The 24,445-nt window shown below is 36.4% G+C and carries 18 protein-coding genes and 4 tRNA genes; 6 read left to right on the top strand and 16 right to left on the bottom strand.

The genetic code is table 11. The features are described 5' to 3' along the window. Positions 1-501: 501 nt before the first annotated feature. The 5 genes from A8L32_RS15470 to mutS all read right to left on the bottom strand — a co-directional run bounded on the left by A8L32_RS15470 (position 502) and on the right by mutS (position 3,723). Positions 502-585, bottom strand: a tRNA-Leu gene (locus A8L32_RS15470). A 5-nt stretch (positions 586-590) separates the two neighbouring features. Next, a tRNA-Gly gene (locus tag A8L32_RS15465) sits at positions 591-666 on the bottom strand. A 96-nt stretch (positions 667-762) separates the two neighbouring features. Continuing rightward, positions 763-849, bottom strand: a tRNA-Leu gene (locus A8L32_RS15460). Positions 850-854: 5 nt separating this feature from the next. Continuing rightward, positions 855-930: transfer RNA gene (locus A8L32_RS15455), tRNA-Gly, on the bottom strand. Positions 931-1,098: 168 nt separating this feature from the next. Then, positions 1,099-3,723, bottom strand: coding sequence for a DNA mismatch repair protein MutS (mutS, locus tag A8L32_RS15450; protein ID WP_071797479.1), 2,625 nt, complete (start codon positions 3,721-3,723; stop codon positions 1,099-1,101). A 371-nt stretch (positions 3,724-4,094) separates the two neighbouring features. Between mutS and A8L32_RS15445 the strand changes: the two genes are divergently transcribed. Together A8L32_RS15445 and A8L32_RS15440 are read left to right on the top strand one after the other, a co-directional pair. After that, entirely contained in the window at positions 4,095-5,447 is a 1,353-nt protein-coding gene (locus tag A8L32_RS15445) for a saccharopine dehydrogenase C-terminal domain-containing protein (protein WP_066631711.1), read from the top strand. A gap of 25 nt (positions 5,448-5,472) precedes the next feature. Next, positions 5,473-5,670 (top strand): hypothetical protein, encoded by a 198-nt coding sequence (locus tag A8L32_RS15440; protein WP_075590931.1) that lies wholly within the window; start codon positions 5,473-5,475, stop codon positions 5,668-5,670. A gap of 12 nt (positions 5,671-5,682) precedes the next feature. Here A8L32_RS15440 and A8L32_RS15435 read toward each other — a convergent pair whose 3' ends face one another. From A8L32_RS15435 to A8L32_RS15390, 10 genes are all read right to left on the bottom strand, one after another. Further along, entirely contained in the window at positions 5,683-6,402 is a 720-nt protein-coding gene (locus tag A8L32_RS15435; RefSeq protein WP_066631707.1) for a 2-phosphosulfolactate phosphatase, read from the bottom strand. Next, complete coding sequence (locus A8L32_RS15430; protein ID WP_066631705.1) at positions 6,392-7,777, bottom strand: MATE family efflux transporter; 1,386 nt, start codon at positions 7,775-7,777, stop codon at positions 6,392-6,394. Before A8L32_RS15430 ends, A8L32_RS15435 begins: the two co-directional genes overlap by 11 nt. Beyond that, a complete protein-coding gene (locus A8L32_RS15425; RefSeq protein ID WP_066631703.1) occupies positions 7,770-8,501 on the bottom strand; it encodes a tRNA1(Val) (adenine(37)-N6)-methyltransferase in 732 nt (243 codons plus the stop codon). Before A8L32_RS15425 ends, A8L32_RS15430 begins: the two co-directional genes overlap by 8 nt. A 2-nt stretch (positions 8,502-8,503) precedes the next feature. Beyond that, positions 8,504-9,265 carry a TIGR02757 family protein gene (locus A8L32_RS15420; RefSeq protein ID WP_066631701.1) on the bottom strand — a complete coding sequence of 254 codons (762 nt, stop codon included), beginning with the start codon at positions 9,263-9,265 and terminating at the stop codon, positions 8,504-8,506. A 5-nt stretch (positions 9,266-9,270) separates the two neighbouring features. Continuing rightward, positions 9,271-9,921, bottom strand: coding sequence for an ABC transporter ATP-binding protein (locus A8L32_RS15415; RefSeq protein ID WP_066631699.1), 651 nt, complete (start codon positions 9,919-9,921; stop codon positions 9,271-9,273). A gap of 10 nt (positions 9,922-9,931) precedes the next feature. Continuing rightward, complete coding sequence (locus A8L32_RS15410; protein WP_066631697.1) at positions 9,932-10,867, bottom strand: calcium/sodium antiporter; 936 nt, start codon at positions 10,865-10,867, stop codon at positions 9,932-9,934. A 13-nt stretch (positions 10,868-10,880) separates the two neighbouring features. Then, complete coding sequence (locus tag A8L32_RS15405) at positions 10,881-11,309, bottom strand: Sec-independent protein translocase subunit TatA/TatB (protein ID WP_066631695.1); 429 nt, start codon at positions 11,307-11,309, stop codon at positions 10,881-10,883. 97 nt (positions 11,310-11,406) lie between these two features. Next, positions 11,407-14,409: a protein translocase subunit SecDF gene (gene secDF / locus A8L32_RS15400; protein ID WP_066631694.1), complete on the bottom strand. Its 3,003-nt coding sequence runs from the start codon at positions 14,407-14,409 to the stop codon at positions 11,407-11,409. A gap of 196 nt (positions 14,410-14,605) precedes the next feature. Beyond that, positions 14,606-17,020: an ABC transporter permease gene (locus tag A8L32_RS15395; protein WP_066631692.1), complete on the bottom strand. Its 2,415-nt coding sequence runs from the start codon at positions 17,018-17,020 to the stop codon at positions 14,606-14,608. Between the two features lie 2 nt (positions 17,021-17,022). Further along, positions 17,023-17,700 (bottom strand): ABC transporter ATP-binding protein, encoded by a 678-nt coding sequence (locus A8L32_RS15390; RefSeq protein ID WP_066631691.1) that lies wholly within the window; start codon positions 17,698-17,700, stop codon positions 17,023-17,025. 378 nt (positions 17,701-18,078) lie between these two features. On the opposite strand from A8L32_RS15390, the gene A8L32_RS15385 reads away from it, so the two are divergent. Continuing rightward, a complete protein-coding gene (locus tag A8L32_RS15385) occupies positions 18,079-19,452 on the top strand; it encodes a sigma-54-dependent transcriptional regulator (protein ID WP_066631690.1) in 1,374 nt (457 codons plus the stop codon). A 91-nt stretch (positions 19,453-19,543) separates the two neighbouring features. Next, positions 19,544-20,803, top strand: coding sequence for a sensor histidine kinase (locus A8L32_RS15380; RefSeq protein ID WP_233145492.1), 1,260 nt, complete (start codon positions 19,544-19,546; stop codon positions 20,801-20,803). Between the two features lie 9 nt (positions 20,804-20,812). Here A8L32_RS15380 and A8L32_RS15375 read toward each other — a convergent pair whose 3' ends face one another. Beyond that, positions 20,813-21,475, bottom strand: coding sequence for a redox-sensing transcriptional repressor Rex (locus A8L32_RS15375; protein ID WP_066631687.1), 663 nt, complete (start codon positions 21,473-21,475; stop codon positions 20,813-20,815). Between the two features lie 334 nt (positions 21,476-21,809). On the opposite strand from A8L32_RS15375, the gene A8L32_RS15370 reads away from it, so the two are divergent. Further along, complete coding sequence (locus tag A8L32_RS15370) at positions 21,810-22,043, top strand: hypothetical protein (protein ID WP_066631686.1); 234 nt, start codon at positions 21,810-21,812, stop codon at positions 22,041-22,043. A 183-nt stretch (positions 22,044-22,226) separates the two neighbouring features. Beyond that, entirely contained in the window at positions 22,227-24,203 is a 1,977-nt protein-coding gene (locus tag A8L32_RS15365; RefSeq protein WP_066631685.1) for a hypothetical protein, read from the top strand. The last annotated feature ends 242 nt before the right edge of the window (positions 24,204-24,445 follow it).

The following is a 24,445-nucleotide window of genomic DNA, read 5'->3' as shown; positions in this document are numbered from 1 at the left end:
GGAAAGGAGGAGAATCAATTTACATCATAGTCCGAAGTGCTAATAGCAATAGCCAATGGTAGGGCTATAGGAGAGAGTGTGTGATGTTAATCCTTGCTCAATGGGAGCTAAAGCCTTTGTGTTTATAGCCGATTTTGGATGTATAATTTCCGACGCAAATACAATTGGTATATTAAATATGGTATGTGGTGCGTCGGGATTATTTTGCTCATATACCCAGGGCGCCGTTTCACTTGCCCTGGGCTAATATGTATCGCCCACTTTGGGGCTTGATGGGCAGGATGTGGATAAAGCGCCAACGGTGCTAAAGATATTAGCCTAGGGTAAACGTAGTGCCGCCCTAGGTAATTAATTAATCCTCAATCCGACGCATCACGCATTCGTTTATCTATGGTAATCTTATTTGCGTCGGAATAATATAACTCAAGATTTAATCCCCCTATTTTCCTAAAAAAAAGGCATAAAAAAAGCTCCCTTCAATTAAGAAGAGAGCTTTATGAGTACTCGAGGCGGGACTTGAACCCGCACGTCCAGATGGACACAAGATTTTAAGTCTTGCGTGTCTACCAATTCCACCACTCGAGCATCCTTGGAGCGAAAAACGGGACTCGAACCCGCGACCCCGACCTTGGCAAGGTCGTGCTCTACCAACTGAGCTATTTTCGCGTAATCAATATTTTGCTGGTCATATGCTTTTCATTAAAAGCTAACCTGTTTTATTTCAATTAAAAAGCGCTCTTCAATTAAGAAGAGCGCTTTACTTGGTACTCGAGGCGGGACTTGAACCCGCACGTCCAGATGGACACAAGATTTTAAGTCTTGCGTGTCTACCAATTCCACCACTCGAGCATCCTTGGAGCGAAAAACGGGACTCGAACCCGCGACCCCGACCTTGGCAAGGTCGTGCTCTACCAACTGAGCTATTTTCGCAATTCAATCTCTTGCAGACCACGTGTTTGCTCATCTTTATAAGAAACACTTTTTCGTGATTGCGGATGCAAATATAGAGTATATTTATTTATTTACAAACTTTATTTTCGATTTGAATGAACTTTTTTCTTTGCCTGTTTATTTATGATTGAACCTCAATAAATAAGCCTACTGTATGCCGGCAAACTTTTTTATTTCGTTGAGCTTATTCAATGCCTCAACAGGCGTTAAGTTGTTAATGTCCGTACTGGCAATTTCATCACGAATTTGTTTTAGTACGGGGTCATCCAGTTGAAAAAAGCTCATTTGATAACCCTCGCGATGCTGCCCCAGGTCATTTACTGGTTTAGATAGGCTGCCTTTTCGTTTGGTGCCTTCCAACTCTTCTAATATTTCGTTGGCTCTATTGACTACACTTTTGGGCATTCCTGCCATACGAGCCACATGAATACCAAAGCTATGTTCGCTACCTCCTCGTACTAATTTGCGCAAAAAGATGACCTTATTAGCCACTTCTTTAACCGATACGTTATAGTTCTTACATCGATCAAAGGAGCGCTCCATTTCGTTTAATTCGTGATAATGGGTGGCAAATAATGTTTTGGCCTTGGCGCGTTTATTTTCATGGATGTGTTCCACAATACTCCAGGCGATAGAAATACCATCATAGGTACTAGTTCCACGACCTAACTCATCAAATAGTATCAAGCTTCGGGGCGAGATGTTATTTAAGATACTCGCCGCTTCGTTCATTTCCACCATAAAGGTTGATTCTCCAGCAGAAATATTATCAGAAGCGCCAACGCGGGTAAATATTTTATCTACAACCCCAATTTTAGCTGATTCGGCAGGTACAAAACAACCAATTTGGCCTAGTAGTACAATCAAAGCTGTTTGACGTAATAATGCCGATTTACCAGCCATATTTGGTCCAGTAATGATAATTATTTGTTGTTTCTCGCTATCTAAATAAACATCATTCGGAACATATTCTTCATCCGCAGGTAACTGCTTTTCTATAACAGGATGGCGGCCACTTTTAATATCGATAATGTCATTGTCTTCAATAACAGGGCGTACATATTTATTTTCTTTAGCCACCGAAGCAAATGAAAGCAAGCAATCCAGATTAGCCAGTAAGTTGGCATCGAGTTGGATGGCAGCCAAATATTCTCCTAAGCTGATGACTAAGTCGTTAAATAATCGAGTTTCTAAACTCAGAATCTTTTCTTCCGCACCTAAAATTTTAGCTTCGTATTCTTTTAGCTCTTCGGTAATATATCGTTCTGCATTTACCAAAGTCTGTTTCCTAATCCACTCTTCAGGTACTTTATCTTTATGTGTATTTCGTACTTCTATATAATATCCAAATACATTATTAAAGCTTATCTTAAGCGAAGATATACCTGTTCTTTCAATTTCTCTTTTAACCAGATTATTTAAGTAATCCTTACCCGAGAAAGCAATTTTTCTAAGATCGTCCAACTCCTCATTTATCCCTTCGCTCATCACATTACCTTTGTTTATTTGAGCAGGCGGGTCAGTCGCAATTTCATTTTCAATTCTTTCTCGTATCGAGACACAGGGATTCAGCTGCTCACCAATACGATTAAGCGTGGTATTCTGACTTTCTTCACAACCTTTTTTAATGGGCTCAATGGCTTTTAAGGCTTGCTTAACTTGTACTACTTCTCTGGGCGAGATGCGTCCTACAGCTACTTTAGAAACCAATCGTTCTAAATCACCCACAGGGCGAAGGTATTCTTCTAACTGCTCTTTAAACTCAGGAGCCTTAAAAAAATATTCTACCGCAGTTAATCTATCTTCAATCAACTTGACTTCCTTTAAAGGGAGAGCTACCCATCGTTTTAGTAACCTACTTCCCATTGGCGAGATGGTTTTGTCGATGACAGAAACCAGCGAATTACCACCTTCGTTCACCGTACCGTATAACTCCAGATTTCGAATGGTGAATTTATCTAACCAAACATATTTGTCCTCTTCAATTCTGGATAGACCAGTGATGTGCTGAACCTTGTTGTGCTGTGTAAGGTCGAGATAATGCATTATCGCACCAGCAGCAACAATTCCATATTTTAAATTGTGAACCCCATATCCTTTCAGAGATTTGGTTTCAAAGTGTTTTAATAATCTATCGTGTGCAGAATCTTCGGTAAAAACCCAATCCTCTAATCCGTAGGTGTAAAATTTGTCGCCAAAGTTTTCGATGAATAAGGAGCGCTTACTTTTTTCAAATAATACTTCCTTTGGTTTAAAGCTATTTAAAAGTTTATCGATATACTCAAAACTACCTTCAGCAGTAATAAACTCACCGGTAGAAATATCTAAAAATGCGACACCAGCTAGTTTTTTATCTAAATGAACGCTGGCTAAAAAGTTATTTTCTCTGTGCTCTAATACATTGTCGCTAATGGCTACTCCAGGAGTTACTAGTTCCGTAACGCCCCGTTTAACAATGGTCTTGGTCATTTTGGGGTCTTCCAATTGATCGCATACAGCAACGCGTTGGCCCGCTCTAACCAATTTGGGCAGATAAGTATCTAAAGCATGATGAGGAAAACCTGCAAGTTCAACAAATGAAGCGGCACCATTGGCACGTTTGGTTAAGGTAATTCCAAGTATCTCGGCGGCTTTAATCGCATCATCCGAAAATGTTTCGTAAAAATCACCCACCCTAAAAAGTAATATAGCATCAGGATGTTTATCTTTTATTGAATAATACTGCTTCATTAACGGTGTTTGAACCGCTTTTTTTCCTTCTTTTTTAGCCACAGAAAAGTAGTTTTTCGATATATTGACCTGTTTGTAAGACTTCTAAAATAGATGCCTTTTTAACAGACTATAGTTTAATCGTGCAAATATAGAATTATTAGTCTTGTTAATAAATTTAGCATGATTATTATGCAATGGGATTTGACAAATATTTTAAGTTTTCTCTGTGTGCTTAGCAAAATAGTTGTTCTTCTATACAAAGATTCTGGTTACATACCGATATCAGTAAGGTAACTTGGGGTCTACTTTATTTTTTTTTGACTGTCGTAAAAAAGTAAAAGTCCTTGCTACTTGGCAAAGTATAGTTATTCCTCACTAATTATGCTTAGTTAGGTTGATTTTGTTAAGAATGCGTTGTATCTTATAATCTGATGAAAGATTCTCCTCAAATATTAATTCTAGGTGCAGGAAAAGTAGCTGCTCCAATGGTCAGGTATTTTTTAAGTAGAAAGTACCATGTAACAGTGGCTTCTGAGTATGCTTACCAAGCCGAACTTATTATAGAGAATAATCCACTGGGAGAGTCTGTCGAATGGCATTCCAATGATTTAAATAGATTAAACTCATTGATAATGTCGAGTGATATTGTGGTTAGTTTGTTGCCTTATCATTTACATGTGATTGTTTGTAAGGCTTGCATTAAATGCAGAAAAAACCTCATTACCACTTCGTATCAACAGCCAGAAATGGATGCTTTGCACTCGGAGGCTTGTAAAAGCAATATTACCATTTTAAACGAGATGGGACTGGATCCTGGTATTGACCATATGTGGGCTTCAAAAATGATTGATTCGGTACGTGCACAAGGAGGAAAAGTAGAAAAGTTTATTTCAGTCTGCGGTGCTTTACCTTCACCCGAATCCTTGGATAATCCTTTTAGATATAAGTTTTCGTGGAGTCCGTTTGGCGTTATGAAAGCCAGCATGTCCAACGCACATTACCTAAAAGACGGTAAGCTTTGTGAGCATGGCAGGGGGGATTTAATGAAAAATACTTTCGATTTAAATATTGATGGGATAGGGGATTTGCAGGCTTATGCCAATAGAGATTCTATCAAGTATATTGAGTTATATGATGTGCCTGAGGTAAAGACATTTTTTAGAGGAACTTTAAGATACAAAGGCTGGTGCGAGATTTTGGATACCTTAATAAAAACGGGTTATTTATCGGAGGAACCATTTCCTGAGAATATTACGACCTACGCCCAGCTGACTTCGTATTTGAATAAACTGAATGGGGCAGAAAATTTAAGGGATGCTTTTGCAGAAAAACTAAAGGTAGAGACGCATTCTAATTCTATCATGGCCATGGAATGGATCGGGCTTTTCTCCAATAACCATTTTAGTACTTTTTATGAAAATCCGCTTACTGTACTTACCAACAAAATGATTGGTAAGATGAAGATGCTACCGTCCGATAAAGACTTGGTATTATTGAACCATCATCTAATGTATGCTTTGCCTGATGGAACAAAAAAAGTATTGACGGGCGCATTAAATATGTTGGGTGCAGATAATGAGAATACTGCCATAGCCAGAACGGTTTCTTATCCTGCAGCTTTAGCTGTAGAATTATTCCTTGAAAAAAGAATAGCCCATAAAGGGGTTATACGTCCGTTTTATAAAGAGATATATGAGCCTATATTAAATGCTTTGACAGATAGGTTTAATTTTAGTTTTATAGAACGTGAGGATGATGTAAGTATTTGGCCTGAAAATTGGTAAAGACAGGTCGAGATAAATGATATATATGAGATGTTTTTTGAAATATATTGGTTTGTTATTGATTGTAGCGGGAGGTGTTCTGTTAATTTTTTATACCACCCTGAATAGAATAACCAACATGCATTTTTTATTGGCAGGCTTGGTTGAATTATTAGGACTCTCCATTTATATCGTTACCAATCGTTTTATTAAAGATAAGAATCCACAGGATAGTTGTAATTAGCGCAACTAAAATTTACTTTTCAATTACAATTACGCCTTCTTTATTGTAATGAGGAATTACATCATATACATCGGATTTAAAACAAAATTCTAAATCATCTATGTTTCCTAATTTTTCAAGACGTTGATAGTGTTTGCCTTTGCTTGCTATTGCAATAAGGTTTGTCTGATGTTGTTCATATAAGCTACACATAGCAACGGCAGCATCGCTTAAGTCTGCTTGATGTGATTGTGCTAGTTCAAAAGCAAGTTTGCCAGCGCATAAAGAGTCCTCTAAAGTAAACAAGTCGTTTGATCCCGAAGCTACAAAAACAATATCTGCATCATCTTTAATGGCACCAATAATAGCTTGGTCGTTTAAAAAGGAAGCGATTAATAATCGTTTGGCTGTTTTGGAATGAAGTATGGCTCTTGTTCCGTTGGTAGTTGTAATCACCAAAGTTTTATTTTTGATGACATCAGGCGTGTATGAAAAAGGAGAATTGCCATAATCAAATCCTTGAATAGGAATAGCGTCACGTTCTCCACCTAAAATCACCTTTTCTTTTCCCATTTTATGTTGGATGTTAAAAGCTTCTTCAGGAGATAATACAGGGATGATTTGTTGAGCTCCGTTGGCCAGCGCAGTTGTCATAACCGAGGTAGCTCTTAAAACATCAATAACAACAACTGTTTTTCCTTTAACTCGTTCTTCTGTAATTTCTTTGGCACTTGCTATAAAGTCAATTTTCATACTTGTTCGATTTTTTGTTGAGTAGTTTTTTGTAGATATTGGAGAACCGAATTTGTAAGGAAACACTAGCTAGTATTAATCCTGTTAAATATCCCATCCAAATTCCAATAGCTCCCATTTTTAATGTGAAGGCACAAATGTATGAAACAGGTAGCGCCAGTAATATCCAAGTAATAAATGTAATAACCGTAGGAGCCTTAACATCTTCTAGTCCTCGCAAAGCGCCAAGCCAAGCTGCTTGCAATCCATCAAAAATTTGAAATATACCAGCCACTATCATTAGTGTAGATGCAATTCCTATGACGGTAATATCATCCACAAATAAGGCAGGTAATATATTTCTAAGAGAAATAAATAAGATAGCACTACAGGCCATAAATACAATGACTTTATGAATGATGGCGTACGCCGATAGTTTTAGGTTGTTCCACTCGTTAGAGCCTAGGTAGTTGCTCACCTTTATGGTTGCTGCCGAGGATAAACCCACAGACATCATATAGGTAATACTGGCCATGGATATTACAATTTGGTGAGCCGCCATAGATTCCTGGTTAATCCATCCCATCATGATGGCACCCATGCTAAAAGCAAAAACTTCAATCACCATTTGTCCTCCAATAGGAACACCTACTTTTATCACTTCAAAAACCTCTTTTATATTGATTTTAGCCTTTAGGAAGGCTTCTTTATATTGCTTAAAAAAGGAAAGTCTACTAAAAGCAAATAGAAATATGATAGGCATAATAATGCGAGAAACTAAGGTAGCCCAGCCAGCCCCATTAATGCCTAGTTCAGGAGCTCCAAATTTTCCGAATATTAACAGGTAATTAAGTAAGATGTTAACCGTGTTGGCCACTAAAGTAATTACCATGGCAATACGAGTATTGGCAATGCCTTCGGCAAACTGCTTTAGTACCATAAAAATGCTAAAAGGCAATATCGAAGATACCAGTATTAGATAGTACGGAATGGCTGCTTGCACCACAGCTGCTTCTTGCCCCATATGAGGCATGGCAAAAGATACACCATACATAACCAGTATTTGTGTTATGGCAAACATTAAGTTGGCTAAGAATCCCTGTTTTAACCAATAGGCACATTTTTTAGGCTGGCGAGCGCCGTGAGCTTTACCAACCAAAGGTGTAATAGCGATGGAAAGCCCAATATTAACTACCAAGCCAATAATAAAAATGCTATTGGCAAACGATACTGCTGCTAGTTCGGTAGCACCTAATTGTCCTACCATAAGCGTATCCGCTAAGCCTACTACCATTTGACCCGCTTGTGATAAAACTACAGGTAATGCAAGTTTTAAATTGGGCCAATAATGTGGTCCGTATTCTTGGTAAAACGATTTGTTAAAATACTTAAGCATCTTCTGGTTTCGACTTAAAGCCTAAATAAAAGTCTCCTGTTAATTGTTTGAATTTATCTGAATATAGATGTCTGCCGAACTCCTCAAGAATCATACCTTCTTCTTCGAGCTCTTTTTGTTGAAATGAAAATTCCATCAATACTCGCTTGGAAGGTTTAGTTGGGGTAGGGTACATGTCCAACAACTTATTCAGAAAAAGGTTATGGGCTTGAGCTATTTCCACAAAGTTTTCTTTTTCATCTGTAGGAAGAACTACACAAAATCTTCCTTCTTTATTTAAAAGACGATGAACACCTTCGAGTAAATCGCTAAAAGTTAAACTGTCGGTGTGCCGTGCCGTTTGCCTTTGCTTACAATCGTTTTTAAGCGAATTATTAAAATAAGGCGGATTACTTATGATTAAGTCGTATTTGTAATTGCTTTTGAATGCCTGCAGGCTAGATTCAATGATGTTTAAACGTTGGCTCCAAGGCGAACCTATAAAGTTTATTTTGGCCTGTTCGCATGCTTTCTCATCAATTTCGATGGCATCAATTTTAGCTTCTGCATTTTTTTGAGCCATCATTAAGGCAATTAAACCAGTGCCTGTTCCAATATCCAAAATATTGCATGCTTTATCTGCCGAAGCCCATGCGCCAATCAACACACCATCAGTCCCCACTTTCATGGCAGCTAAATCTTGCTGAACGATAAATTGTTTGAATTTAAAATAGTTGTTAGCCATGATTAAAATTTTTCGAAAACACCTAAGCCAAATAAGGCATAATCGTATTTTATCGGATCAGAAGAATCACATTTCCTTAGGTTGGCAGTGATTTCTTCCACTGCTTTCCAATCACTTTGTTTACGGGTTAAGATGCCTAGTTTTCTACCTACATTACCTGTGTGAACATCCAACGGTAACATTAAATCGGCCGAGTTGATGTTTTTCCAAAGCCCAAAATCTACTTTCATGTTGTCTTCTCTCACCATCCATCGTAAATACATGCAAATCCGTTTGGCAGATGAGCCTTTCACCACATTAGCTATATGCTTGGCAGATCTCTCTGGTTCTTGGAAAGAGGTAAATATTTCACGAAAGTGAGCGATTGATTCTTTCAGGCTTTTGTTAGCTGTGTAGCCATCGGTAAAAACCTTCTCCAAACCACCGTGATTACGATATATATTTCGTAATGCTAATATAAAGTATCGCAAATCAACCCCATTAAAAGTACGATAAACGGAAACATCTGGTAAACTATCCATATCGCCATTCATCACAAACTCATATGGCTCGTGATTCATCCACGAAAGTATATTATGGCCTGCTTTAATAATGGCCTTGCGTTGTCCCCACGAAATAGTTGCTGCTATAAAACCAGCTATTTCTATATCTTCTTTTTTCGAAAATAGTTTAGGTAATGAAATTGGGTCGGACTCTATAAAAGTGGGTTCGTTATATTGAAGTACCTTTTCATCTAAAAAGGATTTTATTTCTGTTATGTCCATAGGAGTTATTGCACAAATCCATCTTTCATTTTTATCTCTCTATCACTTAAATGTGCCAAATGTAAATCGTGTGTTACAATCACAAAGGTTTGTTTAAACTCATCTCTTAACTGAAAAAATAGTTTATGTAGTTCTTCTTGGTTTTGAGAATCTAAGCTGCCTGTGGGTTCGTCAGCAAAAACCACCGCAGGATCGTTAATGAGTGCACGAGCTATGGCTACACGTTGTTTTTCTCCACCACTTAACTCTGCTGGCTTATGCGTTTCTCTATCCTTTAAATTTAAAAAGGATAAAAGGTGACGGGCTTTATCTTCACTTTTAGCTTTATTTTTTCCAGCAATAAGGGCGGGTAGGATAATGTTTTCTACCGCATTAAATTCAGGTAACAGTTGATGAAATTGAAATACAAAACCAATGTTTTCATTTCTGAATTTGGCTAGTTCTTTCTCCGAGAGTCCTTGAATATTTGTGTTGTTTATATTTACTTCGCCTACATTAGGCTTATCTAAGGTGCCTAGTATTTGCAAAAGCGTAGTTTTTCCCGCTCCACTTGGTCCTACAATTGAAACCACTTCCCCTGCATTAATATCTAAATCAATTCCTTTTAGAACTTTTAAATCACCAAACTGTTTTTCAATGCCTCTTGCTGAAATCATATGTTTAGAATTAAGTAAAAAGTAAAACCATGTATAATAAGTATGTGCCCACTAATAAAAGTCCTTCCCATCGTGTTATAACACTCCTTTTTAAGGGCAATAGCGTAAGGATAAGTAGCACGGCAACTCCAATCATCCACCAAATATCTACCGATATTAGTTCCTGCGATACATTGATAGGTTTTAAAACAGATGTTATTCCTAAAATGGCCATGAGGTTAAATATATTGGAGCCTATAATATTTCCAATGGAGATGGATGTTTCTTTTTTTACGGCTGCCATTATAGATGTAGCTAATTCGGGTACACTGGTTCCGAATGCAACTACCGAAATACCAATAACACGGTCGCTGATATCGAACCCTTTGGCCACAATCACAACGCCATCTACCAAAAGCTTAGAACCAAAATAAAGGCCTACAGCGGCAAGGACCAATAGGCCAATGGCCGAAGATATCTTCATAGTTGGTTTTAGTATAATCTCACCTGATTTGCCCATCTGTTTGCGCGATTTGTAAACCGAGAATACCAGATAGATGACAATAAGGATAATGAAGATTACACCTTCGTATAATTCAATGACTTTGTTTTGAACGAATAATAAGAATAGAAGTGAGGCTCCCATCATAATAGTCCAATCAAAAAAGACAGAGCTTTTTCTGCTGACTCTAACGGGTAAGATAATTGCTACAGTTCCAAGTACTAAAGCAATATTGGCGATATTTGAACCTACCACATTACCCACTGAGATATCAGGAACGCCATCAAAAACAGCCTTTAAACTAACGAGTAATTCAGGAGCTGATGTTCCGAAAGCTACAACGGTTATCCCTACAACTAAGGTTGATATTTTTAAATATCGAGCAATTTGAACGCTGGATTTAACGAGCCAATCACCACTAAAAAAAAGCAGGACAAAGCCTGCAATTACCATTAAAACTCCCATTTAATTCAATGTTCTAATTGCTTTCTTCTTCAGAAGATTTGTTTTTTTTAGGACGAGGCTGTGCTAGATTTTCAGGTTCAGTTTCCTTTTTTTCTGGCTCTGTAGATTCTTCATCCTCAGCAGGTGCTTCGTACAGTTCATCATCCTCATCTTCTTCAAGACCCATGTATGGGTCGTAATCGTCCTCTTCCGTAACTGTATCGGTAATATCGTGAATGTGACTATCTATTTCCTTTTTACTATCGTCGAGGTCCTTCTTAAATTCATCCGTTCCTTCTTTAAACTCGCGTTTAATATCATCTGTAGCTCGTTTAAATTCGTTCATTCCTTTACCAAGCATACGTGCTAGTTCAGGTATTTTATTGGCTCCAAAAAGCAATAAAACAGCTATTAATACGATGAATATTTCTCCACCTCCAAATGAAAATAATCCTAAATACATTATGAAAACAAATTTAATTTGTTCAAAGATAATAAAAACAAAACACCCTTTAAACACAAAGGTTTAAAGGGTGCAAGTATAATATGATTACGGAAGCTTATTTCTTAGTTTTTCCGTTTTTTTTCTCTCTTGATTCAATTACCGAAAAGGCAACTGGAGTTGCAATAAATAATGAAGAGTATGTACCTACTACAACACCTAACATTAATGCAAATACAAATCCTTGAATTACTTCACCTCCGAATAAGAAGATAACTAACAATACAATGAAAGTAGTTAACGATGTATTGATTGTACGACTAATCGTTGAGTTTAATGCAGAATCAACAACCTCAACTCTGTTACGCTTAGGGTGTAATCCTAAAAACTCTCTAATACGGTCAAATACAACCACGGTATCATTAATAGAATAACCAATAACCGTTAAAATAGCAGCAATAAATGCTTGGTCAATTTCAAGGCTGAAAGGAACAAATTTATATAACATGGAGAATACTCCTAATACAACTACCACATCATGAACCAATGCAACCAATGCTCCTAAACCATACTCCCAGTTACGGAAACGGATTAAGATATAAAGGAAGATGACGATTAATGAGAATATGATTGATAAGAAGGCATTCTTTTTAATATCTGTAGCAATGGTTGGCCCTACTTTCTGAGAACTCATTCTGTAATTGTTGATGAAATCATCAAAAGTTACATCAGCTCCTAAAGTAGATTTTAACCCTTCGTATAGTTTTTCTTCAATTTCGTTATCAACGTTAGTTCCATTTTCGTCGATCATGTAGTTGGTAGCAATTCTAATTTGGTTTTCACCACCGAATGTTTTCACCTCTACTTGTGCACCTTCAAAGTGATCTGCCAACGCTTTTTGAACATTTGATGCAGATACATTTTCTTCGAAACGAACTACATAAGTTCGACCTCCAGAGAAATCGATACCAAACTTTAAGCTATTAGTAGATAATGAAACTACACTTGCTAAAATTACGATCCCAGAAATTACAAAGAACATTTTCTTCTTTTCTAAGAATTTAACTTTAGTATTCTTCATGAATCCTTCAGTTAACTTAGTTCCAAATTTAACTTCAACCTTTTTAGATAATAAGAAGTCGAAAGTTAAACGTGTAATAAAGATGGCTGAAAAGAAAGATGTTGCAATACCAATCATCAATGTAGTAGCAAAACCTTTAATTGGACCAGTACCAAATGCAAATAAGATAACACCTGTTAAGAATGTAGTTACGTTGGAGTCAATAATTGCAGAGAACGCATTTTTGTAACCATCAGTGATAGCTAAACGAACACCTTTACCTGCAGCCATTTCTTCACGAATACGCTCGTAAATAAGTACGTTGGCATCTACCGACATACCAATGGTTAACACGATACCCGCAATACCAGGTAAAGTTAATACAGCACCAAACGAAGCAAGTACTCCAAGAATGAAGAACATGTTTAATAATAGTGCGATATCAGATACAGTACCTGCTTTGAATCCGTAGAAGAAAATCATATACGCAAGTACTACTAAGAATGCCCACATAAATGATGATAAACCAGAGTTTACAGCTTCTTCTCCAAGAGAAGGGCCTACTACGGTATCCTCAACAATACGTGCTGGAGCAGGAAGTTTACCTGACTTCAATATGTTTGCAAGATCTTTCGCCTCTTCTGGCGTAAAGTTACCTGTAATGGAACTATTACCTTTAATTTCAACATTAACGGTTGGATAACTATATACATAACCGTCTAATGTAATGGCAACGCTTTTTCCAATATTTGCTTTAGTTAATCTAGCCCATATATTAGTTCCTTCAGCATTCATACTCATGCTGATTTCGTAATCTCCACGCTGACTAGTTTCTGCTCGAGCACTGGTTACAACATCTCCTTCTAGTGGAGGACGACCATCGTGACTTGATACTTTAATAGCAATCAATTCATAAATTTCGTCTTTGCTCATTGAGCCATCTTCCAACTCTTGTTGAGGAAGTGCCTTAACACCCCACATAAATCTTACGTTCTTTGGAAATAAAGCACGTACTTGATCCATCTGAAGGTACTTGTTTACTTTAGAAGTATCTTTAGCTAAAGAGTATCCAACTAGAGGTCCTTGTTGACGTCTGCTTGGATTTAAAACCGAAAATAAAGATTTCATAGACTCTTGCGTTGCTAAAGAATCTACTTGTGTGCTATCTGACTCTAGCTGACTCAATAGGTCACCTTCAGCAGCAACTGTTTCTTCTTTAACCTCAGCAGCAACTGGAGCTTCGTCTACAGTATTGGCTTTTGCTAATTCTGATTTAGCTGTTTCAATTTCAACAACCTTTTGGTTAGCTTGAATAAAGTTTTGAACTAATTCGCTAAACTCATAAGTTTCCCAGAATTCAAGACTTGCCGTTCCTTGTAATAGTTTACGAACCCTTTGTGGATCTGTAACCCCCGGAAGTTCAACTAAAACACGTCCTTTTTTCTCAAGATCTTGGATGTTTGGTTGAGTTACCCCGAAACGGTCAATACGAGTACGTAGAATGTTAAAAGCGTTATCGATAGCACTATTGGCTTCTAAATCAATAACTTTTAATACTTCTTCGTTAGGCGTATTGTAATCAATTTTTCCTTTTAGCTCAACAGTATTAAAAATAGCGGCTAAACGAGCTTCGCTATCTAAATCAGTAAATGCTTTGTAGAATAAATCGATAAAATTTTCAGAACTTGATTTTTCTTGTTGTTCAGCTATTTGTAAAGCCTCGTTGAATGTAGGGTCCGTGTTGTAGTTGGACAGGGCTTTTAGGATATCAGCAACTTTAACCTCTAGGATTAAGTTCATACCACCCTTAAGGTCAAGACCGAAATTAATTTCTTTCTCTTTACACTCTTTATAAGTGTATTCCCTCAATCCGAACATGAAATTATACACTGGTTCATTCGCAATTGAATCCAAATAATTAATTTCTGCTTGTGGATCGCCCAATGCAATTTCCTTTGCCTTGTTTTCTACCTCTTTAGTTTGATAAGTAAATATCAATTGATAAAAACTAACCAATGCTAAAAGAAGGGCAAAAACCCTGATTGCTCCTTTGTTTTGCATTTGTACTTAAGATTTTATTTTGTTGTCGTTTAAATTTGATTCTATTCTCTAGAATTGCGCAAATATATTGTTTTTTTTTAGAAAAACCGCTACTTAAATGATATGGCAATGTATTTGTAATTAAACAGCTGATTTAATTCTATTTATTATATAGATAAATATTTAGCATGAAGTGTAATAGCTTAAAAAAAATAGCTTATGAAATATGTGTTGGGTTAGATCTGATACTTTTTCCCGAATGAAGAAGAATAAGCAAGAAAGATAAACCCCAAACAATTCCAGCAATGGCTACCATTAATAAAACAGGGAACCTACTGTAGTAGGCAAAGCCATTGAGCCATAGGCTTAAGATACTAAAGGCAGTTGGTATAGCTAATAATATACCTGGGAGGATATACTGACTCACCGAAAGAAACAATTCGTTAAATATTTGAATTGGAGATGCACCAATAATTTTCTTCGATATAAACTCCTTTTGTTTCATCTCATCTACAAATGCTGTAAAAGCCCTTATTCCTAACCACGCAATCAGTAAGGATAAAACCATAAAAACCATAATGATTTTAAAAACTACATTTTCTTCATGTAGATTATTCTCCAATACATCCTCAAGCATTCTGTATTCAAATGGTTCGTTATTGGTATAAGCTCTCCAATCTTCACGAACCTGACCGATTATGTTATTGAATTTATCGGCATCATTTATCTTAATTAATAGATTGCTGTAATATATATTTTTAGGGATATCCATTAAAATTAGAGGGCGAATAGGAAATTGTATCGGTTCAAAATGGAAATCCTTAAATACACCTTTAATAGTTAATTGTTTACTGTGGCTGGTAAACTGTAGCTCGGTGCCCAAAGCCTTAGTAAAACCAAGCTCTTCTTTCGCACTGCTGTTAATTAATAGGTCAGGAGAAAACTTCTTAGTCTCGCCATTCCAAATACCTCCAGCTTCAAGCTTTAAGCCGAGTGTCTTGAAAAAGTCTTTTTCGATGTAGTTAAAAGGCATTAAAACCATTTTGTCACCATCTTTTCCTGTATAGGTAAAGGATTCCTGAGAAGCTTTTTCTCCTGGCAATACCAAACATGCAGATACATTTTCTACGCCAGGAATTAATTTTATATGGGACTTAAATTCTCCAAACTTTTTTTCTAATGAATAGCCTCTTTCAACTACAATAATGTTTTTGCTATCAAAACCTAAATCTTTGTTTCTTAAGAATTGGATTTGCCATAACATTCCTAAAGTAAATATGATTAAGAAGGTTGCCACCATCACTTGTGTCGCAGCCAAAATACCCCTAATAATAAGGCCTTTCTTTTTAGGTTGAAATCCGTCTTTAAAAATCTGCACTTCATTTATACGAGAGAAAGCTATGGCAGGATATAAACCAGATATAATACCAATTAGGAAGGTGACTACAAGTATATAAAGCAAGTCAATTCTACTCTCCGAACGATTTAATTTCAGGTTTAAATCGAATAAGATGTTAAAACCAGGTAATAAAAGCTCAACCAGCACCAGACCAATGAAAAGAGCGACAAAGCTATAAGTGATAGCCTCCACCAAAAATTGCAACATTAAGGAATTACGATGACCTCCGATGAGTTTACGAACGCCGATTTCCTTAATACGTAATGATGCTCTGGCCGTAGTTAAATTTATAAAATTTATACACGTAATGAGTAAAACAAAAATTGCCAGATAAAGGAATATCTTTACATAAAGATGTTTTGAATTGGTTTTTAATTCATCATCTAATTGAGAATGTAAGTGAATACTTTCGAGAGGTTGCAGGTGAAACGAAAGTGCCTTTATGTTATGGTTGTTTCCAGCACTCTTCTCCTGTGAGTCTTGTATTTTGTTTTTTATTTTCTTTTTAAGCTCTTGGTTTAGGCGGCCTTCAATATGCTCAGAAGAAACACTTGGTTTTAAAGTTAGATAAGTATACCAATCAATTTTTAACCAATTCTTTTTTTCTATATATAGTTTATTTATTGATTTTTCGGAAGCTACAAAGTCAAAATTAAAATGAGAGTTTGGAGCTTGTGGTTCACATACTGCCGTCACATAAAAAGATAAGCCATTATCTAACTCTATTTTTTTTCCAATCGGGTCTTCTCCACCAAAGTACTTTTTTGCGATGACCGAAGTTATCACTACATCTTCATCGCTTTCTAGTGGGTTTATTGGCTTACCTTGGATGATGGGCACATCAAAAACCTTAAAAAAGGATGAATCAGCATAAAAGAATTCAGCTTCATTAAACTTCTTATCGCCATGACTAATCAGTTTGTTTGAGCCTCTTACAAGCCTTGTGGATACCTCAACTTCTTGAAAATTATTCTTTAAGAATCCTGCCAAAGGTTTAGGACTTAGTGCACTATTAAATGAACTGCCACTTATATTTCCAGTGGTTATGATGCGATAGGTGTTTTCGCTTTTAGAGTAATTTTTATCGTAGCCCAACTCATACCTAACGTACATAAACACCACTAAACTAATGGTTATGCCAACAGAAAGCCCAATGACATTAAGTATCGCATCGGAGCGAAATTTCACTAAGGATCTTAGCGCTACTTTAATATAGGTGTAAATTTGCTCCATACTTATTTTAAACTACTGTCTAACAATAAATGTCCGTCAAATAGCTGAACAGTCTTACGCGCTCTCTCAGCAATTCTTTTTTCATGCGAGAACAAAAATATAGAAGTACCATTATCGTTGATCTTACTTAGTAAGTCCAGTATTTCGTTTCCTTCTGTAGAGTTAAGGTTGCCTGTTGGTTCGTCCGCTAAAATTAATGAAGGGTTTATAACTAAAGCCCGAGCAATAGCCGTTTTTTGTTGTTGTAAAGAAGTTAAGTTTTGAGGGTATTCTTTTTTTTTATGCAGCAAATTCATCTCGCCTAAAATAGCGCTCACTTGCTCCTGTCGATCCTTCTTTTTAATTTTTTGATAGAGCAATGGTAATTCTACATTTTCCGCCACAGTTAATTCTTCAATTAAATTAGCATCAGAAAAAATATAACCAATCTCTTTTCGCCTAAGGTTTAATCTTTCTTTTGGATTTAATGAAAGTATATTTTTTTCATGAAATAAAACTTCACCAGAATCAGGGCTGTCCAAAAGCCCTACAATATTTAGTAATGATGTTTTACCAGAACCAGATGGTCCGAAAATAGAAATATATTCTCCCTCATTAATTTCTAAGTTTATATTACTTAATATAACTGAAGAAATTTCTCCCTTGCGATATGTTTTCGATATTTCGATGGCCTGAAACATAATAATCTATTTAAAATGCACGGTTTCGATACAGTACTTGTTCGAAATCGTACAGTAATATGATGAGCAATTAGTGTGAAATAATGAAGTATTTCTCATCTTAAATGCTGCTTAATATACTATAACTATCAATTATACAATTGGTTGAATCATCCCCTGTGGCAATATGCCATACTAGCAATTACCATATTGTCAATTTAAAATAAGCATTTATTATGCCAGCGCTCTTAATGTCTTATTATCAAATACATTAGGCATTCGGCATTCTTTTTGATTCATGAGCAATCATATTTAAGCGTTCGAATATGGACATTTTATCGTTAAATTCTATTTATATTTAAACAGTTTCTTAAATACAACTGAAAACCATATAACATCATGTCAAAGAAAAACGGAAGAATTTTAGCTGTTGATGATAACGAGGATATTTTATTTGCCTTAAAACTACTTCTTAAGTCTCATGTAGAGCTTGTTAAAACAGAGAGCAATCCGGCTAACTTACAGAATATCTTAAAAAAAGAGACCTTTGATGTTATTCTTTTAGATATGAATTTTACTAAGGATGCCATTAGTGGGCAGGAAGGTTTTCAGTACTTAGAGCAAATTTTGGCTATTGACCCATCGGCAGTAGTATTGTTTATAACGGCATATGGAGATGTTGAAAAATCAGTTAGAGCCATAAAAGCTGGAGCTACTGATTTTATATTAAAACCTTGGCAGAACGAAAAAATATTGGCTACCATTTCCTCTGCAGTTAAATTAAGGCAATCGCGCAATGAGGTGCATGATTTAAAAGAGAAGCAGCAGGAGATGAACAGTATCATGGATCAGCCTTTTGCTGATTTTATTGGTGTTTCGCCTGGTATGCAAAAAGTATTTAGTACCATTAAAAAGGTAGCGCAGACGGATGCTAATGTTTTAATTTTGGGAGAGAACGGTACGGGAAAAGAGTTGGTGGCTAGAGCGCTCCATAGAAATTCTGTTAGGAATAATGAGGCCTTTGTAAGTGTTGATTTAGGAGCGCTAAGTGAGACTTTATTTGAAAGTGAATTGTTTGGACATGTGAAAGGTGCCTTTACAGATGCAAAAGCGGACAGACCAGGACGTTTTGAACTGGCCAATCAAGGAACTATATTTTTAGATGAGATTGGAAACCTGTCTTTGCCATTTCAGGCAAAGCTGTTAACCGTTTTAGAACGAAGAGAGGTAACTCGTGTAGGAGCTAATAAACCAAAAGCTATTGATATTAGACTGATTAGTGCAACTAATATGCCCTTAAAGGATATGGCTGGTCAGGATGAGTTTAGAATGGATTTATTGTATAGGCTAAATACTGTTGAAATTGAGCTTCCACCGTTACGAGATAGACCTGAGGATGTACCTGTTTTAGCCAACCACTTTTTAAATAACTTTTCTAAAAAGTATAAAAAGGCGGCTAAGCTTGGCAAAGGAGCCTTAAATAAATTGTTGCATTATCAATGGCCTGGTAACGTTCGTGAATTTCAGCATGTATTAGAACGTGCTGTTATTTTAAGCGAAGGACCAATGTTAACGGAGGAAGATTTTCAGCTTACCGCTCCAAAGGTATCTGGAGATGGTTTTGAATTGGAAACGTATAATCTTGAAGATGTTGAAAAATCAATAATTGAAAAGGTGTTGCGCATGAACAGAGGTAATATTTCGAAAGCAGCTTCGGAACTTGGCTTAACAAGAACTTCACTTTATAGAAGAATGGAAAAGTATGGTTTATAAAAATTTTAGAATCAACTTTATTATTCGGACCTTATTCTTGGTTGCTACAATATTTTTATTGTTTTATTTGATTTACAATACGGATCTCACCATGACCTTGTTTTTGGTGGGGGGTGCAGTGTGTATTCAAATTTTTGCGTTTATAAGTTATATCGATAGAACCAATAGAATTCTAAATAATTTTCTCGAATCTATTCGATATTCTGATTTTACCCGAACTTTTCAGGTAGAAGGAGAGGGCTCATCTTTTGAAAAACTTAAAAAGTCTTTTAATGAGGTAATTAAAGATTTTCAAGAGGTTAGGGCTGAGAAGGAGGAGAATTTCTATTATCTACAAACCGTAATTCAGCATATTGGTATTGCTTTAATTGCCTACCAAAAAGATGGAAAGGTTGAGTTGATAAATAATGCAACCAAAAAACTTTTTCAAGTCCGAAACCTTAGCAATATACAGGCTTTGAGTGGTTTTAGCCAAGAAATGGTTGAACATCTATTTAATATAAAACATGGTGAAAATACTCTTATAAAGGTTCAGGAAAAGGATAATCTACTACAATTGATTATTTATGCCACAGAGTTTAAAATCCACAACCGCACCATTACGTTGGTTTCTATCAAAAATATTCAGCAAGAGTTGGAAGAAAAGGAGATGGAATCGTGGCAAAAATTAATTCGTGTATTAACGCACGAAATAATGAACTCCATTACGCCAATATCTTCGCTATCATCTACAGTTACAATGATGATTAAAGATGTGACTGAAAACCTTAAGGAACAAGGTACAAATGCGGATGATTTGGAAACCTTAGATGAAGTTGAAGGAGCCTTAAAAACGATACATAAGCGCACCGATGGTTTATTACATTTTGTAAATACATATAGGAACTTAACAAAGATTCCAAATCCGAATTTTTCTATTTTTAAGGTGTCTCACTTGTTAGGTAATATAAAGTCGCTTTTTGAAGAGGAAATGCGTAGAAAGGGTATAGAATGCGAGATGAATATTGAACCAGAATCGTTGGAGTTATCTGCAGACGAACATTTAATTGAACAGGTCATCATTAATCTAATTAAAAATGCCATCCATGCCATTGAAGGAAAAGAAGATGGTAGAATTCAGTTAAGAGCCTATTTAAACTCCAGAGGAAGAATTGTTATTCAGGTGGTGGATAATGGTCCTGGTATATTGCCCAGCGTGCTGGAAAGAATATTTATACCGTTCTTTACTACCAAGCCACAAGGATCGGGTATAGGATTAAGTTTGTCACGACAAATACTCCGCTTGCATGGAGGTACTATTAATGCTTTTTCGGAACCTGATAAAGAAACTAAATTTACACTTACCTTTTAGCTGCTGATTTTACTCAGCAGTTTCCTTAGGTTTAAAATGTTTCATGCGGTTAAACATAACAGCCAAGTGTGCATATAAGGAGGTATCTTGAATAGCTACATTTTTGTCCAAGCGAATACGAATAGGTGTAAAGTTCCAGATGCCTTTAATGCCACCACCAGCCATATCCTGAGCCACTTCTTGAGCATGTTCAGCTGGTACAGTAAGGATTCCAACTTCTACGTTGTTATCCTGCATTTTTTTAAACTCATCTACATGATAAATAGGTACACCTTCTATTTTTCGCCCAATTAATTTAGGGTCTACGTCGAAAGCAGCAATTATTTTTAGTCCGTATTGATCTAAACCATGATCATGCAATAAGGCGTTTCCAAGACTACCAGCACCAAAAAGGTAAGCACGATCAAGCGATCTAAAACCTAAAAAATCTTCTAATACATCAATCAGTGTATTTACTTCGTAACCAACTCTGGTTTTTCCAACAATACTTGTGTATGATAAATCTTTGGTAACCTGGGTCGGATCAACACCCATATCTCTTGCTATATGCGTAGAAGAAACAAATTCTTGATTTCTTTTTCTAGCCAATTTAAGATATGCCAAATAAACTGGTAGCCTTCTTAACGATGGCTCAGGTACTAACCCTTCCTTTTTTTTACTATCTGCACTCATTAGTTGTAAATTCCTTGTTAGTAGTAATTTGCTGCTTTTAATCTAAATGATAAAAGAGCGTCCAAAATTAGGTAAGTTTTCTATTAAAGAAAATTTTCTGTTTTATTACTTTACTTAAAAAGTACTAAAAATGAATATTTAAAAGCGTTCTATATAAAAAAAGTGTTGAATTGCTACTGTTGTAAAATTCTCTATAAGTCCTTATTAGTATGGGGTGCGTGGATTATTATATTCGAGAAAATAGCTTTTGGCATGCCATTTGTTTATGATAGGATATAATTAGAAACTGGATGAAAGATATAACGTTTCAACAGTTTCTTTAACAGTTAATGAGATGAACGATTTTACAAAAGCAGAAAAAGTAGCTGTTAAATACTTATTAGAATGGGGGCGGTTTTCAGAAAACGGATTTCCCGATTCAGTAGTATCTTCATATTTTGACTTAATTTCAGGAGATAAAAAGGAGCAGCAAAATGCCGTAGAAAATTTGTGTATACATGTTAAAGGTGTTCTTGGTGATGAAAAATCAAAACAAATAGAAAAAGAATTGCTGGCATGTATAGCGTAAGATAATTGTTGTAAACAATAGATTTGCGAAAGCACTTAAACGGTTGAAGTTTAGGTGCTTTTTTGTTTCAATCAAGTTTCATACAATTTGACCTTTTCGGGCTACAGCTTTACCCAATTAGGTTATCAAATGGCCAACTGTTTTCTCATTTTTGTAATGTAATAACAATTAAAAATAAGTATCATGAAAAAGATTTTAAGTATAGTCCTGTTTATGATGCTAACACTAGGTGTTTCTGCATCATCAAATTTTTCTGAGGAAAAAAATAAGAATACTTCGGCAAAGGAATTTGCCATTGAATTAATGAATATTGCACCAGAATTTAAGACCATGGAGGATGGAAGACTGGAAATGTCAAGCGCATTTATGGTCACCGAAAAGGGTACTTCAAACGAATGGTTTGGTACTTTCTGGGCCGATTTTAATTTTAACGAAGGGAATGCGCACACATCATACAATACAAGTAGTTGGAAGGTAAGCGATGTTCGTTTAGGAGAAGAGTTTTCTGCTAATGAGTTAAAGGAGGTAGAACGTATATTATATCATACTTTGCGCAAAGATTTTGCGACAATTTCTAAAAACTCAGTAGATGATACAAATCGTATATCTAATCATGATAAAGCGATGGCTTTTAATAATGAAGCGCCATTAATTATATACTCTAATTTGCCTTCTGCATTAGTGGTTATTGATGGAAACCCGTTTTATGAAGAATTGGATAAACGATACACAAAAATATCCAACGCCAATGCCTTTGTTATCAAGGATAATAAGAAGGATATTTATTATTTGTTGGGTGGAGGATTGTGGTTTTCTTCGGAGCAAGTTATGGATGGTTGGGAGTATCAGGAAAAGGTGCCTAAGCGAATTACCAAAGTATTGCAAGAACATGCCAACGATTTATACGAAAGTATGAATAAGGAGGAAGTTCAAAAGAAAATTATTCCGAAAATTATCGTAACCAGTGAGCCATCGGAATTAATTTCGACCAATGGTAAGCCTGAATATATTGTAATACCAGAGGCTAATTTAATTTATGCTGAAAATACAAATGCCGATTTGTTTAGGGATATTACCACAAATAAGTTTTATAGTCTGTTCTCGGGCCGTTGGTTTGTATCTGATAGGTTAGAAGGGAATTGGGAATTTTTATCTGCAGAAAATTTACCTGATGGTTTTGCTAGAATTCCAGAGGGGCATGATAAGAACTCGGTATTAGCCAGTGTTCCTGGAACTAAAGCAGCAGAAGATGCTGTGAAGAATGCGCAGGTGCCTTATGTTACTAAGAAAAGTGTAGCTACTTTACTAGATACCGAAGTGAGTTATAATGGAAAACCTGAATTTGTGAAAATAGAGGGTACGGAGATATCTTATGCTGTGAACACTTCGCACCCTGTAATGCTTTGGAATAGCCGATATTATTTAGTGGAAGATGCGGTATGGTATAACTCATCATCGCCACAAGGACCTTGGAGAATTGCAACACAAAGGCCAGTGGGTGTAGAGGATATTCCAGCTAGTAATCCATTGTTTAATTTAAAGTACGTTTATATTTATAAGCAAACCGAGAGTGAAGTTTACACTGGATATACGTCGGGTTACACAGGCTCGTATGTAGATGAGAATACCGTGGTTTATGGTACAGGCTATCAGTACGGTGGTTGGCATGGTCATTATTATTATCATCATCCAATGACCTATGGTTTTGGTTTTTATTATCATCCTTATTATGGATGGGGGCCGTATTATTCGCCTTGGTATCACTCGTCGTTTTATTGGCACTGGCATTGGCACATGCATTGGTATTATCGTCCTTGGTATGGACATAGACCTCCATATTACAGGCCTCCTGGTTATCGACCACCAGGGCACCGTCCGCCGCATCATCGACCAAAGCCAGAGCATCCAATTGAAAGACCTGGTAATAGACCAACGCAACCTATAGAACGGCCGTCGACGCGACCAACCCAACCAAGTACCAGACCGAGTCAGCCAAGTACTAGACCAACACAACCGAGTACTCGTCCAAGTCAACCCGTATACAGGCCTTCGCAGCCAAGTGTACGACCATCGCAACCGTCGATGCGTCCGAGTCAACCAACTACAAGGCCTTCGATGCCGTCAACACGACCGTCGCCAGCGCCTTCAAGAATGAGATAGTGCAGATTGTTATTACAGATTTTCTGCTAAGGGTAGGCTTTTATTAGTCTACCTTTTTTTAGTAGAGTCCTTTGCGAAAAAAACTTCTCGCTTCCATTTTTTGCATTAAAAAAAAAACACATCAAATTGCTCATTTACGAAAGTAAACGGGGCTTTTTCTTCGTTTTTTTGCTTTAAATCTGTTTGCGATTAAGGGGTTATTCTAAGCATTCTAGTAAACAAGGTTTAGTATAATACTTAAT

Origin of the sequence: Labilibacter marinus (assembly GCF_001659685.2) — a bacterium.
GTDB lineage: Bacteria > Bacteroidota > Bacteroidia > Bacteroidales > Marinilabiliaceae > Saccharicrinis > Saccharicrinis marinus.
This window is presented reverse-complemented; position numbering and strand designations above follow the sequence as displayed.

Excerpts from the sequence above, each read along its gene's own strand:
- A8L32_RS15445 (WP_066631711.1), top strand. The coding sequence starts at position 4,095 with ATGAAAGATTCTCCTCAAATATTAATTCTAGGTGCAGGAAAAGTAGCT.
- A8L32_RS15440 (WP_075590931.1), top strand. The coding sequence starts at position 5,473 with ATGAGATGTTTTTTGAAATATATTGGTTTGTTATTGATTGTAGCGGGA.
- A8L32_RS15435 (WP_066631707.1), bottom strand. The coding sequence starts at position 6,402 with ATGAAAATTGACTTTATAGCAAGTGCCAAAGAAATTACAGAAGAACGA.
- A8L32_RS15430 (WP_066631705.1), bottom strand. The coding sequence starts at position 7,777 with ATGCTTAAGTATTTTAACAAATCGTTTTACCAAGAATACGGACCACAT.
- A8L32_RS15425 (WP_066631703.1), bottom strand. The coding sequence starts at position 8,501 with ATGGCTAACAACTATTTTAAATTCAAACAATTTATCGTTCAGCAAGAT.
- A8L32_RS15420 (WP_066631701.1), bottom strand. The coding sequence starts at position 9,265 with ATGGACATAACAGAAATAAAATCCTTTTTAGATGAAAAGGTACTTCAA.
- A8L32_RS15415 (WP_066631699.1), bottom strand. The coding sequence starts at position 9,921 with ATGATTTCAGCAAGAGGCATTGAAAAACAGTTTGGTGATTTAAAAGTT.
- A8L32_RS15410 (WP_066631697.1), bottom strand. The coding sequence starts at position 10,867 with ATGGGAGTTTTAATGGTAATTGCAGGCTTTGTCCTGCTTTTTTTTAGT.
- A8L32_RS15405 (WP_066631695.1), bottom strand. The coding sequence starts at position 11,309 with ATGTATTTAGGATTATTTTCATTTGGAGGTGGAGAAATATTCATCGTA.
- secDF (WP_066631694.1), bottom strand. The coding sequence starts at position 14,409 with ATGCAAAACAAAGGAGCAATCAGGGTTTTTGCCCTTCTTTTAGCATTG.
- A8L32_RS15395 (WP_066631692.1), bottom strand. The coding sequence starts at position 17,020 with ATGGAGCAAATTTACACCTATATTAAAGTAGCGCTAAGATCCTTAGTG.
- A8L32_RS15390 (WP_066631691.1), bottom strand. The coding sequence starts at position 17,700 with ATGTTTCAGGCCATCGAAATATCGAAAACATATCGCAAGGGAGAAATT.
- A8L32_RS15385 (WP_066631690.1), top strand. The coding sequence starts at position 18,079 with ATGTCAAAGAAAAACGGAAGAATTTTAGCTGTTGATGATAACGAGGAT.
- A8L32_RS15380 (WP_233145492.1), top strand. The coding sequence starts at position 19,544 with ATGACCTTGTTTTTGGTGGGGGGTGCAGTGTGTATTCAAATTTTTGCG.
- A8L32_RS15375 (WP_066631687.1), bottom strand. The coding sequence starts at position 21,475 with ATGAGTGCAGATAGTAAAAAAAAGGAAGGGTTAGTACCTGAGCCATCG.
- A8L32_RS15370 (WP_066631686.1), top strand. The coding sequence starts at position 21,810 with ATGAACGATTTTACAAAAGCAGAAAAAGTAGCTGTTAAATACTTATTA.
- A8L32_RS15365 (WP_066631685.1), top strand. The coding sequence starts at position 22,227 with ATGAAAAAGATTTTAAGTATAGTCCTGTTTATGATGCTAACACTAGGT.